General features: G+C 50.9%; 12 protein-coding genes. 3 read left to right on the top strand and 9 right to left on the bottom strand.

The window, feature by feature from the left end; all coding sequences use genetic code 11:
- Positions 1-69: 69 nt before the first annotated feature.
- On the bottom strand, positions 70-717 hold the full coding sequence (gpmB, locus tag ACMHKJ_RS12770; RefSeq protein WP_413494418.1) for a 2,3-diphosphoglycerate-dependent phosphoglycerate mutase GpmB: 648 nt from the start codon (positions 715-717) through the stop codon (positions 70-72).
- A gap of 203 nt (positions 718-920) precedes the next feature.
- Between gpmB and yjjX the strand changes: the two genes are divergently transcribed.
- Positions 921-1460, top strand: coding sequence for an inosine/xanthosine triphosphatase (gene yjjX, locus ACMHKJ_RS12775; RefSeq protein ID WP_413494419.1), 540 nt, complete (start codon positions 921-923; stop codon positions 1458-1460).
- A gap of 211 nt (positions 1461-1671) precedes the next feature.
- Here the strand turns inward: yjjX and trpR are convergent, their stop codons facing one another.
- Together trpR and sltY are read right to left on the bottom strand one after the other, a co-directional pair.
- Positions 1672-1995: a trp operon repressor gene (gene trpR, locus ACMHKJ_RS12780; RefSeq protein ID WP_067398868.1), complete on the bottom strand. Its 324-nt coding sequence runs from the start codon at positions 1993-1995 to the stop codon at positions 1672-1674.
- Positions 1996-2105: 110 nt separating this feature from the next.
- Complete coding sequence (gene sltY / locus ACMHKJ_RS12785; protein ID WP_413494508.1) at positions 2106-4028, bottom strand: murein transglycosylase; 1923 nt, start codon at positions 4026-4028, stop codon at positions 2106-2108.
- A 622-nt stretch (positions 4029-4650) separates the two neighbouring features.
- Here sltY and ettA point away from each other — a divergent pair.
- Positions 4651-6318, top strand: a complete 1668-nt coding sequence (gene ettA, locus ACMHKJ_RS12790; protein WP_413494421.1) for an energy-dependent translational throttle protein EttA — start codon at positions 4651-4653, stop codon at positions 6316-6318.
- A gap of 491 nt (positions 6319-6809) precedes the next feature.
- Here the strand turns inward: ettA and nadR are convergent, their stop codons facing one another.
- Genes nadR through serB form a run of 3 tightly spaced genes read right to left on the bottom strand, consistent with a single transcriptional unit; the run spans position 6810 to position 10480 of the window.
- On the bottom strand, positions 6810-8075 hold the full coding sequence (gene nadR, locus ACMHKJ_RS12795) for a multifunctional transcriptional regulator/nicotinamide-nucleotide adenylyltransferase/ribosylnicotinamide kinase NadR (protein ID WP_413494423.1): 1266 nt from the start codon (positions 8073-8075) through the stop codon (positions 6810-6812).
- Between the two features lie 10 nt (positions 8076-8085).
- Positions 8086-9477, bottom strand: coding sequence for a DNA repair protein RadA (gene radA, locus ACMHKJ_RS12800; RefSeq protein ID WP_413494425.1), 1392 nt, complete (start codon positions 9475-9477; stop codon positions 8086-8088).
- 25 nt (positions 9478-9502) lie between these two features.
- Positions 9503-10480, bottom strand: coding sequence for a phosphoserine phosphatase (gene serB, locus ACMHKJ_RS12805; protein ID WP_413494427.1), 978 nt, complete (start codon positions 10478-10480; stop codon positions 9503-9505).
- Between the two features lie 125 nt (positions 10481-10605).
- Here serB and ACMHKJ_RS12810 point away from each other — a divergent pair, with 125 nt between their 5' ends.
- On the top strand, positions 10606-11268 hold the full coding sequence (locus ACMHKJ_RS12810) for a YtjB family periplasmic protein (RefSeq protein ID WP_067426168.1): 663 nt from the start codon (positions 10606-10608) through the stop codon (positions 11266-11268).
- A gap of 2 nt (positions 11269-11270) precedes the next feature.
- Here the strand turns inward: ACMHKJ_RS12810 and crcB are convergent, their stop codons facing one another.
- Genes crcB through ACMHKJ_RS12825 form a run of 3 tightly spaced genes read right to left on the bottom strand, consistent with a single transcriptional unit; the run spans position 11271 to position 13928 of the window.
- Entirely contained in the window at positions 11271-11654 is a 384-nt protein-coding gene (gene crcB / locus ACMHKJ_RS12815; protein ID WP_067369525.1) for a fluoride efflux transporter CrcB, read from the bottom strand.
- Between the two features lie 9 nt (positions 11655-11663).
- Positions 11664-12749 (bottom strand): FUSC family protein, encoded by a 1086-nt coding sequence (locus tag ACMHKJ_RS12820; protein WP_413494429.1) that lies wholly within the window; start codon positions 12747-12749, stop codon positions 11664-11666.
- 12 nt (positions 12750-12761) lie between these two features.
- Positions 12762-13928, bottom strand: a complete 1167-nt coding sequence (locus tag ACMHKJ_RS12825; RefSeq protein WP_413494431.1) for an NAD-binding protein — start codon at positions 13926-13928, stop codon at positions 12762-12764.
- Between the last annotated feature and the right edge of the window lie 2 nt (positions 13929-13930).

The raw sequence follows: 13930 nt of genomic DNA on the forward strand, positions 1-13930 counted from the left end.
GCTGAACACATGCCGCCCCGTGCGGTATCTGTTCCTCCGGGAGCGGCATCAGTTATATTATCTGTCTGTTCAGCGTTGCACTTCATCCAGCGCCGGCAGGGTAAGATGCGTGGTATCCCCCGCAGTCTCTACCACCCAGCCATCTGCCAGCCACGGGCTTTCCTGGTATTCCAGTACAGACAATGAACAGTTGCGCAGGCGCAGACGACGCTCCGCGTAAGGCGGCAGCCCCATCACCGAGCCAATCAGGCAGCCCAGCGCAATACCGTGACTGACCAGCAAAACCCGGCTGCCTTCCGGCAGGTAACGGGTGCTTTCCAGGGCAGCACGCATCCGGCTTTCCAGCTCAGTGAGTGACTCCCCCTGAGGAATGCGTCCTTCTTCTGCGCCGTTGAGCAAGCTCTGACGCCAACCCTCTTCTTCGGTATTCAGAGTATGGATCTGACGTTTTTCCAGAATCCCCATATTCAGCTCACGCAGGCGCGGATCTGTAATCACATCACAGCCGCAGGCATCTGCTATCAGTTGCGCAGTCTGTTGTGTACGGCCCAGATCACTGGCAATAATATGCGTGATCCCTTCATTTTTCAGACGCGCGGCAACCTGACCGGCCTGATCAATACCACTTTGCGTTAACGGGCTGTCGGAATGCCCCTGGATACGGCGCTGAACATTCCATTCGGTTTCACCGTGACGGACAAGAAATACCTGTGTCATAACTATCAATCTCTGCTCTTGCTGTGTGGAAGTCTGATTACCCCGATACCATACCGTAAAAGTATTCACGGGATCACGCTTTATCCCGCAAACAGATAGCCCCGCCGGTGCCGCCCGCCATGCGGGGGGTAAAAAATACTGCGGAAAGCCACCAATATTCGCTATACTGCGCCAAACAAAATAACGTGGGTAGTTTAATTATCATGTTTCATATTATCGCAGCGACGACTAACCCGGCTAAAATTCAGGCAATCCGTGCCGCTTTTGAAGTGGTTTTAGGGAACGGAAATTTTGATATTGAAGATGTAAATGTGGACAGCAGTGTGCCACAGCAACCCATCGGGAATACAGAAACCCGTACCGGAGCCCGTCAGCGTGTGAATGCGGCCCGCCAGGTAAGACCGGAAGCAGATTTCTGGGTCGGCGTTGAAGCAGGTATTGACGGCGATATGACCTTTGCCTGGATTGTCATTGAACACCAGCAACTGCGGGGCGAATCCCGTTCAGCCAGCCTGATGCTGCCCGAAAAAATTCTGGCGGGGATCCGTGAAGGCCGCGAGCTTGGCGATGAAATGGCGGATCTGACCGGCGTGGAAGATATTAAACAAAAAGGCGGCGCGATTGGTTTCTTCACAGGCGGCGCACTTACCCGCACCAGCGTGTATGAGCAGGCAACCATCCTGGCTCTCGTCCCTATTCAGCACGAAATCTACAAATCACTGAATAAAAAAGAAGAAAAATAAATAAAAAAACCGGACCGGTGACAACCGGCCCGGCGACTTTTCTCACACCTTTATTGTTGTGCAAGCCACTCTTCCTGTGCCAGCCCCTGTCCCCGATACGGGACACCGACCCAATACGCGATTTCACCTTCACGCTGATTTATCTCAAAATTGCTTTTTTCACCGTTCAGGATCCCGACACACTACCGGCGGGAGAATAAAGGGGAATTACTCACCCTTTTTTTGTCATCAGTTCCTGTTCCAGCCAGGCTTTGACTGTTTCCGGTGCATATTTCAGGCTGTTGGAGCCGCGGGTGATTGTAGCAATCCCCACACCTAATTCATTTTTCAGCTCGCGCTGGCTCATTTTACCGCGCAGCAATTCTTCCACAATACGGACACGTGTGCCGAGAGCAGTGCGCTCATCAGGCGTAAAAAGAAGCTGAAAAATATGGGATTCAATATCCTGCGAATATGCGTTACGCAATAACCGGACAAAGCGCTGCCAGTCACTGTTCTCATCGGACGCACTGTCCTGAAGGTGTTCTGCCGTCATGTGTTACCCCATATTGACCGGGAGTACAAAAATATACTCATTAACTAGTACAGACAGGATAACACACGCCCGGTACAACTGTCTCCTGCTGTACCGGGCAGAAAAAGCGATCAATAACGCATTGATTTTTCAGAAGGTGTAAGAACATCTGCAGGTGTCTGACCTTTCAGGAAGTTTTGATAAAAAATATCAAATGCCAGCACGTTCTTCACATAACCCCGGGTTTCAGCAAACGGAATGGTTTCCACAAATGCCACCGCATCCAGTCGTCCGCCACTGTTACTCAGCCAGCGGTTAACCCTGGACGGACCCGCATTATAGGCGGCACTCGCCAGAATCCGGTTCTGACCAAACTGGCTGTAGACACTGTCCAGATACGCCGTACCAATCTCGATATTTTTACGCGGGTTCACCAACTGGCTGGTATTGCTGTAATCGGTAATTCCGCTCTGTTTTACTGTGTGGCTTGCTGTTGCCGGCATCAGTTGCATCAGACCCGTCGCGCCGACCGGTGAACGTGCCTGCGGGTTCCAGGCACTTTCCTGACGCGCTATTGCCATCGCATAACTTTTGGTGATGCTTTTATTTTGTGTGAATTCATCAAACTCACTCAGCCACGCCAGCGGGAAACGTTCTTCCAGATGATCCCACAACTTGCCGTTAATTGTTGCCAGAACACTCAGATCCGCCCAGCCCTGTTCGAGTGCATAACGAGCCAACTGGGCTTTACGCGCTGGTGGCTGACTATCCACCAGGTTCAGCCATTCAGTTCTCGCCTGTCCTTCCAGCTGCCAGTACAGTAACTCACTGACGCGCTGCACTTCCGCCTGGTTACTGATGGTGTAGTCCGGTTTGTCTGCGGCATTAATCAGCATGACATAAGGTTTGCCCAGGTGCTGAGCCGCCACCATCGGATAGAAACCGCGCCCTTGTGTAATTTTATCCAGAATGGCATCTGCAGCCGCTTTATTTCCGCCTTTTTCCAGCAGAATAGCGCGCCAGTATTGCCACTCTTCTTTTTGCTGAGCCTCTGCCGGTAACCGGGTCAGCCAGCGATCTAAATCACGATCATCGGCATTTCCCAGTGCCAGACGCACCCGACGCTCACGTAATGTGACAGAGTCCGTCTCCTGAATAACATCATCACGCCATGCAGCCTGTTCTGTTGTTGCATCGCCCATGTATTGCCACGCGATCGCATCTTTCAGTTGCTGACGCTCACTGTCATTCATTTTCTGGGCGCGGGCCACACCGCTCAGATTCATACGGGCTGCATCAGGTGATTTTCGGGCATAGGCAGAAAAAGCAGAGATAGTTGCCTGGCGCGTAAAACCGGTCGGGTTGATTTGTGCAAACGTCACAACAGACGCAGGATTTTTTTGCAGATCAATCAATCCGTTACTGATAGTCTGATATTGCGGCGGTAACCGTTTTGCCAGATAACTGACCATGGAAGTATTGCCGGACTTCAGCGCCAGACTGATGCGCTCAAGCACCCGTTCCGGTGTCAGCCCGCCGGTCTGCTCCCAGACATCAAATAATTTGTCGCAGTTTGCCGGCAGCGAGTTACCGGACAGCCAGACAGATTTTGCTCCGTCCAGCGCAACCTGCCGGTTACCGGTCTGCCAGTTCGCATAATAATAATCACACTTCGCGCCGACCGGCTTCGGCACCGTGGTGCTGAAACTGACCAGCCCCTGCCAGTCATTACGTTTCGCCAGCTCGCTGATAAATTTATTTTTCAGGCTTGCCGCAGAGGGCAGGTTAGGATGAGTCGCTGTAAATGTATTGACCTGATTGCTGGTCAGCAGGCTCATATCCTGTGTCAGTTCGCGGTATTCCAGATACGGATAAAGCGGATACTCTTTCAGCATCGGCATCAGGCGTTCGACCTCTGCCATATCATTGGTATCCCAGGCGGTCTTAACAGCCTGATAGCGTATGCGCTGTTCACCCAGCGAGTCCGCGAATGCCGGTACTGAAAGCATCAGTACACCAAGGGCTGCCACGCCCGGCCATACACTTTTCCTCATCATCTTCCCGTCTCCTTAATTACCGGTTACCTGCTCAGGCATTCTCTTAGCCGTTTGACCATAAAAAATACAGTAAGTGCAGGGAATGTATTAAATAAATAATACCTTGCTGCCGAATAATATTACACAGGCACGTAATTTTAGTTATCAGAAACAGAAACCAGGAGTTGTATGTTTATTTACCCGATGGTTGCAGAATATACTTCTGATTATTCTTATTATGCATTCTCGTTATGATAAAAAATGGTATATTATCTCTATGGCAGCGTTATCATCTGGCATAGGGACTGTTTTTGATATATAGTAGAAATAATTCTTAGCGTTACATATATTAAATAATTTCGGATATGGGTAATCGAGCGGGTTATTTCGCCGGTAGCCGGTGTCCAAAATACTACCTATAAAACTATATAAATCGTGAACATACTTAGACGACTCCGGTCGTCTTTTTTTTTACGGTAAACGCGGGATCGTCACAGCGTGACCTGAATAACACTGACTGACGATGAGAAGTACACCGAACCATGCTAAAATCCCGCCTCAGAAATCATAGTGCCCCACAGATGCCCGATATATCACAAACTATTAAATAATTTAATTATTTTTCAAAAAGGTATACACATTGGCTCAATACGTCTATTCGATGCACCGCGTCGGCAAAATCGTGCCACCGAAGCGTCATATACTGAAAAATATTTCACTGAGTTTCTTCCCCGGTGCAAAAATTGGTGTTCTCGGCCTTAACGGTGCCGGTAAATCAACGCTGCTGCGCATCATGGCCGGTATCGATACCGACATTGAGGGCGAAGCCCGCCCGCAGCCGGGACTGAAAATCGGTTACCTGCCGCAGGAACCGAAACTGAATCTTGAACATACTGTCCGCGAAGCAGTTGAAGAAGCGGTCGGAGAAGTAAAACATGCGCTGACCCGTCTGGATGAAGTGTACGCTCTGTATGCAGATCCTGATGCGGATTTCGACAAGCTTGCCAAAGAACAGGGTGAGCTGGAAGCGATTATTCAGTCACATGATGGCCATAACCTGGATAACCAGCTGGAACGTGCGGCAGACGCCCTGCGTTTAGCGCCATGGGATGCCAAAATTGCCAATCTGTCCGGGGGTGAACGCCGCCGTGTGGCAATCTGCCGTCTGCTGCTGGAAAAACCGGACATGCTGCTGCTGGATGAACCGACCAACCACCTGGATGCTGAATCTGTTGGTTGGCTGGAGCGTTTCCTGCATGACTATGAAGGCACTGTTGTGGCAATTACCCATGACCGTTATTTCCTGGATAATGTCGCAGGCTGGATACTCGAGCTTGACCGCGGTGAAGGTATTCCGTGGGAAGGTAACTACTCCAGCTGGCTGGAGCAGAAAGATGCGCGCCTGGCACAGGAAGCTTCATCTGAAGCCGCCCGCCGTAAATCTATCGAGAAAGAGCTGGAGTGGATCCGTCAGAATCCGAAAGGCCGTCAGTCCAAAGGTAAGGCGCGTCTGGCCCGCTTTGATGAACTGAACAGTGTCGAATACCAGAAACGCAACGAGACCAACGAACTCTTTATTCCGCCTGGTCCGCGTCTGGGTGACAAAGTGCTGGAAGTGGAAAATCTGAGTAAATCTTACGATGACCGCACCCTGATCGATAACCTGAGTTTCTCTCTGCCGAAAGGTGCGATTGTCGGGATTATCGGACCAAACGGCGCGGGTAAATCGACGCTGTTCCGTATGATAAGCGGTCAGGAACAACCGGATTCAGGCACGATCTCACTGGGTGATACTGTCACTATCGCGTCTGTCGATCAGTTCCGTGACGCCATGGATGATAAGAAAACCGTCTGGGAAGAAGTATCCGGCGGGCAGGATATCATGCGTGTCGGCACAACGGAGATCCCGAGCCGTGCCTACGTCGGACGCTTTAACTTCAAAGGTGTTGACCAGGGTAAACGCGTGGGTGAGTTATCCGGCGGTGAACGTGGCCGTCTGCACCTGGCGAAGCTGTTGCAGGTCGGCGGAAACATGTTACTGCTCGATGAACCAACCAATGACCTGGATATCGAAACCCTGCGGGCGCTGGAAAATGCCCTGCTGGAGTTCCCGGGCTGCGCCATGGTTATTTCCCATGACCGCTGGTTCCTTGACCGTATCGCCACTCATATCATCGATTATCAGGATGAAGGGAAAGTGGAATTCTTTGAAGGTAACTTCAGCGAATACGAAGACTACAAAAAACGGACACTCGGCGAAGCTGCACTTCAGCCACACCGGATGAAGTACAAGCGAATGACTAAATAACCGGATGTTCCCGGAAAAGCCGCGCCATAAAATGGCGCGGCTTTTTTATATTCCGGAAACGTCAACCACGCAAGAGACTGCATATCTGATGCACAGTGCTTAATAAACAGAGATTACGGCGTGCCGGTATCACTATTGAAAATGCCGCGCAGTAAAGATTGCGCGGCATCGGGGTTGGATAACTTAAAGATATAGATACTACTTTGTAACGGGTATTACGTTAAACCTGATATTTATGGTGCAATAAAAGCTGATTCACTAACTACTTAATACTGACGTTTACCGCTTTCTACAACATTCAGCGCGTGATAATTCAACTGCGCCGCGCAATCAGTAAAGGGATCCTTTACTCTTCATCTTTCCTCCCTTTGTGACCCTGAATTCTGTCGGACGATGTGTTTTGTCCTTATGATTTCAGTATAGACGGGGAAAAAAATCCTGCCCGGAAATCGGATAAAAAAATCAATATTGAAGCAAAACTGTTATCTGCATCAACTATTCGTCCGATCACCATCCCGGACTTCCGGGGTATCCAGCATCAGCAGACGCTGTACCAGCTCCGCACACTCCAGAAAACGGGTGTCATAATCGGAAGAGGTCACATGCACAAATTTGATACCGTTATCTCTGAGCATCCCGATAAGCAGTGTCTGAAACGCCATGCGATCATTATCACTGCCCAGGCTGCGTAAGCCATCCGCCACCCACGGCGTGTTATTTTCCAGCAGAATAACCAGATCAAAACGGTATTCAGCAATCAGTGCCTGAACGAACGGATGATCTTTGCCTTCATAGCGCCGGCAAAATGCCTGAGTTGTAACAAAATCAGTATCTACAAACGCGACTTTATTCGCATATTTAACAGCAAAATCAATGTATTGCGCATGACCTAATGCAATTTTATCATAGTCTGAATATTGCAGCGCCATTTCATCCCCGCCCAGATGGGAAAAAACATAATCACGTCCGTATTCCCATGCACTGGTGGTGTTAAACATATTTGCCAGTTTGTTGACCAGGGTGGATTTTCCGCTGGATTCCCCGCCGAGCACCGCAACCGTGCGCACAAAGAAAGGTTTAACCTCTGTCGGAATGTAATCCCAGTAGCGGAAAGGCGCCCGGCGGATTTGCCGTCCGCTGATATTCATAAAGCTGCGTTCCGGATCGATCAGTACCGTTTCAATACCAAACGATTCGCGGTAGCGCGGAACATCCGCTTTTTCACCTGAATAAATGAAGTCAGGGGCAATTCCTTTCTCCTGCATAAACTGACACACCCCCTGACTCCAGTGCTCCCAGCCGTGAGGATACGGGTCATAAGCATGTTCATCAAAGGAGTGGATGCGGATATTTTTCTGATATTTAAACGTCTGCAACAACCAGCGCAGGCGATCACTGACTGTCGGTTGCTGTGACATGGAACTGTTGATAAACAAGGCTTTATCACGTGGTTCATCATGACAGAGGATCACATGCAGCTCATCCACCTGACTGCATGCCCGCTGGATAAGATAGATATGTCCGGTGTGCAGCGGGTAAAATTTACCAAACACCACGCCGACACGTTTTTTTTGCAGCGGATAATCCAGCCCCAGCGCACTGTGCAGATCTGCCATTTTCTGTCCGCCCGGGCTTTTGATTTTGTTATTAATCAGCTGGCTGAGATAGCCTTTGGTCACACCGCACTGGTCTGCCAGTTGTTGCAGTGTCAGACCCGCCTGTTTAATGGCGTGCTTCAGATAGGAAAAATCAGTCATTCACGCCTCTCTATTCCAGCTCATCCAGAACGGATAATGCATCTGCCAGTTTTTTCACGCCGAAGACCTGCATGCCCGCCGGTGGGTTTTTCGGACAGTTGGCATTCGGCACAATCGCCCGTTTAAATCCGTGTTTGGCGGCTTCAGCAATACGTTCCTGCCCGCTCGGTACCGGCCGGATTTCCCCTGCCAGCCCGACTTCCCCGAAAATAACGACATCACGCGGGATAGGACGATTACGAAAACTCGACACCAGTGAGAGCAGCAATGCCAGATCCGCACTGGTTTCTGTCACTTTCACCCCGCCGACCACATTGACGAAGACATCCTGATCAGACATCTGCAACCCGCCGTGGCGGTGTAATACCGCCAGCAGGATAGCCAGCCGGTTTTGCTCCAGACCCACAGCCACGCGACGCGGATTTGACATCATCGAGTGATCTACCAGCGCCTGAATTTCCACCAGCAGCGGACGTGTTCCTTCCCAGACCACCATCACCGAACTGCCGGAGGTAATTTCATCACCCCGGCTCAGGAAAATTGCGGAGGGATTACTCACCTCACGCAGCCCCTGCTCAGTCATGGCGAAAACACCCAGCTCATTCACCGCACCAAAGCGGTTTTTGTGGCTGCGCAATGTGCGAAAGCGTGAATCCGATTCACCGTCGAGCATCACCGAACAGTCAATACAGTGCTCCAGCACTTTAGGCCCCGCCAGTGAGCCGTCTTTGGTCACATGACCCACCATGATAATTGCCACGCCCCGGGTTTTGGCAAAGCGCGTCAGGTAAGCCGCTGTTTCACGCACCTGTGCCACACTGCCGGGTGACGACTGGATATCTGCCATGTGCATCACCTGGATGGAGTCGATCACCATCAGTTTAGGCTGTTCCTGGTCTGCGATCAGGCAAATTTGTTCAATCGCTGTTTCTGACAGCATATTGAGGTTGTCCATCGGCAACGCGAGACGATGCGCGCGCATAGCGACCTGCTGTAAGGACTCTTCCCCGGTGACGTACAGGGTTTTCATTTGTGACGCGAGCTGGCACATGGTCTGTAACAGCAGGGTACTTTTCCCGGCTCCGGGATTCCCGCCGATCAGAATCGCACTGCCGGGCACCACACCACCGCCCAGAACGCGGTCAAATTCTTTGAAGCCGGTAGAGAAACGCGGCAGCTCTTCCAGGCTGATATCAGACAGCTTCTGAACTTTACTGATCCCACCCTGCCCCGCATAACCACTGAGGCGCTCTGCCCGCGCCGCAGAGGAAGAGGAGGCGGCCGCAAGCCGGATTTCCGTGATGGTATTCCACGCCTGACACGCGGTACACTGCCCCTGCCAGCGGGGATAATCTGCCCCGCATTCATTACAGACAAAGGCGCGTTTTGCTGGTTTTGCCACTCGTGACCCCGTAATAACTGATTAATTAACGTTCTTCGTGTTTAAGTCCGCCACTCAGGGTACACATCACCCCCATTAAATCGGCGTGACGAATAGCCACTTTTGCCCGCGCATAGACTTTCGGCTTGGCATGAAACGCAATACCGAGACCCGCTTTTTTCAGCATTTTCAAATCATTAGCGCCATCACCAATCGCCACTGTCTGCTCAACCGGAATATTAAGAAACGCGGCCAGTTTGAGCAGCGCCTGAGCTTTGTATTTTGCATCCACTATAGGACCTTTCACTTTTCCGGTCAGTTTGCCGTCTTTGACCTCCAGCTGATTAGCATACACCGCAATCAGGCGCAGAGAGTCTTTCAGGTGATTGGCATAAAAGGTGAATCCGCCGGAGGCAATAGCCACATGCCAGTCCATTGCCTGGAGTTTACGCACCAGACTGGTCAGCCCGGGCATCAGCGGCAGATTATCCAGAACCTGCTGTAAAATGTTGGCGTCCGCGCCGGCAAGCAGGCCGACACGCGCTTTCAGGCTTTCGCTGAAATCCAGTTCACCCAGCATGGCTCTTTCTGTAACATCAGCGACTTCATCACCGACCCCTGCCAGGCGGGCAATTTCATCAATACATTCAATCTGAATCGCCGTGGAGTCCATATCCATCATCAGTAAGCCCGGTGAACGCAGTTTCGGGATATTGCCTAATGGTACGACATCCATCTGAAATTCATCCGCCACACGCTTAATGCGTCCGCTCAGACTACCCGCTATCCGCACCACCTGGTAATCATCGATCCGCCATGATGACACCACCACGATAGCCGCACCCAGACGATGCTGAAAGTCGCTAATCCGCGCTTTATCCAGCCCGCGCCCGTATAACAGCCAGCCGCTGTCACCCGCCCGGTAATCCAGCGGCATCACTTCGTCGCCGCTCAGAGAGAGCGGGAGACCCGGCCACTTATGGATTTCATTCGGCAAATAACAGTAGGTCAGACTCGTCGACATCAACAGATACTCCTATAATCTCTGATAATATTCATGATGGTAGCGGACAAAAATGTTGGTTTCCGGCTATCCTGACAGCATCGCTTCTGGCAATATGATGACGACAACAGAAAAACGGATAAAAAATGGCCAAAACGAAGTTAACATTCCGGCTGCATAAGACAGCTATTATTCTGATTTGTCTCGCCCTGATGGTCTGCCTGTTACAGGGCGTTTCCTATTTCAGCCGCGTGCATCAGCAATCGTCGATGGAACAGTTTAATGAACTGGCCTATTCGCTGGCACAACAAGTGGCATTTAACCTTTCCGATGCTATAGACGATAACGGGAAAGTTCTCAATAAGAAACAGATCACGGCAAATTTAGCGCAACTGACAACTAACAGCCGCATTCTGGATGCCACAGTGTATCAGGATGACGGGGTTCAGATAGCCACAACCGGCGAAAATATTACAGTCCGCGACCGGCTGGCGCTGGACGGACAGAAAGCAGGCAGCTATTTCAATCATCAGATTGTCGCTACCATTCCGGGTAAAAACGGGCCGAAAGGCTTTTTGCGCCTGACTATCGACACCCACCGCCTGGCGACAGAATCCACGCAGGTGGATAATACCACCAACCTGCTGCGCGTGATGTTACTGCTGGCGCTGGCGATTGGTTTTGTGCTGGCCAATAACCTGCTGCAACTGACACCAAGCCGCTGGCAGCAGTCACTCTATCTCCTGACCGCCAATCTGAAAAATGATGAAGAGACCCCGGAGAAGAAGCCGGAAGATAAGAAAGAGTAACGCTACCGCTGCTGTAGCATCTGCCAGGTGAGCAGGCCGAGGTAAGTCATCAGCAGGGAGCTTGCCACATGCAGCACAATCTCTGCCATACCGTGGTGAATGCGCCCGGCCTGGAACGCCTGGACGATTTCCAGCGAGAAGGTGGAGAATGTAGACAGCGCGCCGCAAAAACCGGTGACAATAAACAAGCGCCATTCTGCGGGCAACGTCGGGTGTGAGGCGAAAAAGGCCACCGCCAGCCCGATAATGTAACCGGCAATAATATTCGCAAGATACGTTCCCAGCGGCATCATTGCCAGAACCGGGTTAAATTTATTACTCAACACCCAGCGCCCCAGGCCGCCGAGCACTGATCCTGCGGAAATACTGAGGATCACATTCAACATAAAAAAACCTTATTTAAGTATCTGCTTTGAAATATCAATTTGTACCAGGCCACATATCTCATCCAGCAGCTTGATCACTTCCACACTCATCCCGACCATCATCGCATCGGATGTGTTACTTTCCGGCTGTGCATTAATTTTCTGGTGCAGTTCATGTGTGGTCGCCCGCAGCGCCTGAAGGTGTGCAAGTTTATCATTATCTTTCCCCTGCACAAAAATATCCGCGAGGATCTTCATTATTGCACTGTTGCTTTTCTGCAACTGCACAATGTACGGATTTTCTGTATTCAGTGCATGGCTGAAATAATTTTTGCTGAATGTATCGGTCAGCAGTTCGAGGATCGCCACCAGCCGCCTGATCCGCCCATGGATGGCAGAAAATGTCGCCGCCGGCACATGGGTTTCTTTTGCCGACGGTGCAATATAGGTGTTACAGGCAAGTAAGGTGGACAATGTGTCTTTGAGCTGATTATCCCACTTATCCGGATCAGTGACGGTCAGTTTCATAATGTGCTCATCATAAAGCCGTGCCGTGTCATGCAGAATTTTACTGATATTCATACGCCAGAAAACAAAACCTTTCAGCGGCAGGATAGCAGAGAAAACCAGCGCCAGGACAGAACCGCCGACCGTCTGTGCCGAGCGGATTAGTGCAGAGTCCATATCCCCGACCGGGGCGGTGGCAACAATACTGATGGTCATGCCGATAAGCATTCCCACATACATATTTTTACCCAGCGCTATCAACCCGCAGATAAACATCGCGACTGTCGCCAGCGCCAGCATCAGCGGGAAAGAGTGGGTTTCCGTATACAGCAGCAACATCCCGGCCAGTGAACCGATAATGGTCCCGAGGGTGCGCTGCATGGAGCGGATCAACACATTTCCCCAGTACGGCATCGGCATCAGGATAGAAATGAGTGTCATGATGATGTAATCAAGTTTATCGCTGTGCATTTCTCTGAACACCAGAAACGTCAGTGTAAAGGCCAGTGCGATACGCATGCCGTGCAACTGCTTAAATCTGGTATAAAAGAATGACTGAGCACGGGAAATCCCGTGGCTCAGATTAATGTTTTTATGTTTATGTTTCACCGGCAGATCTGCTTACGGCGTTTTGGCTAATAAAATATCAGCCATCACATTGTTATCAATATTTTCACCGCACAGCATTTTCATCAGCACTTCACTGCCAAGCTGTGACAGGGAGAATGACATATCCGCATGCAGCAGGCGCATTTTGCCGCGGTTCTCTTCCTGATTCACAATTGTCACTGTTTTCACGCCTTCCCCGGCAAGCTGTTTCACTGCCAGCAAGGTAAATGTGTTGTCCGCATCACTGTCACTGACCGCCATAACACAGCGCGCATCTTTTACATTGGCGCTGCCCAGTGTGGCAGCATCCGCGCCGTCACCGATCACGGCAATCGTGCCGTCCGGGAAATGCGTTTTCTGATCAGCCGTACAGATAACAACCGCTTCCAGTCCGCGTTTTTTCAGCCCTTTATAAAGATTGACCGCCAGCGGGTTCGCGCCGATGACAACATAGTGCTCTTTCATGTGTAACAACCTCTTTTTGACAATCTCACGCGTGCCGCGCAGAACAACACCCACAATGTAGACAATGGATGTGGTAAAGATAGTGATCCCGAAAACAACCACCGTCAGGGTAAACATCCGCGCTTCTGTGCTGATCGGGATAATATCCCCGAATCCGACGGTTGTCATACAGACCAGAGCAAAATAGAACGCCGAGGAGATATCCGTCACATGAGGCTGGAACTCGTTACCGAGATACAGTGTGCCGAACACGGAATAGACCACCAGCAGGATAACGCTGCTTATCGCAACAACCCCGGCGCTGGTCAGACTGTGAAGCGGGAATTTCCGCCACAGGCAGCCGGCAGCAATCAAAAGTGCCAGAGAAAAATAGCCCTGCCCTGAGTATTCACGCGCCAGTCCCAGATCCAGCAGCGACATTATCAGCAGAATGAACAGGGAGAACAGCCACGCGATACGCGCCCCGGTCAGCATCAGCAGTGACAGCAGCACCAGCAGCAATCCCATAATAAAGCGGGGAATATCCAGCAGCTTCATAAATCCGAGGGATTGCAGCCACGCCGTGAAACCGCCATCCTGCCAGGCAATATCGCCGGTGTAGGAAAACAGAACCGGCGACAGAATCATTATTCCGTCAGCCAACAGCAGTAACGACAGGATCACTCTCAGATTCAGCAATCCGCGCGCCCCTGCCATCAATTTATTAATCAGCATAT

The organism is Morganella psychrotolerans (assembly GCF_965118875.1).
In the GTDB taxonomy this organism is placed as follows: Bacteria; Pseudomonadota; Gammaproteobacteria; order Enterobacterales; family Enterobacteriaceae; genus Morganella; species Morganella psychrotolerans_C.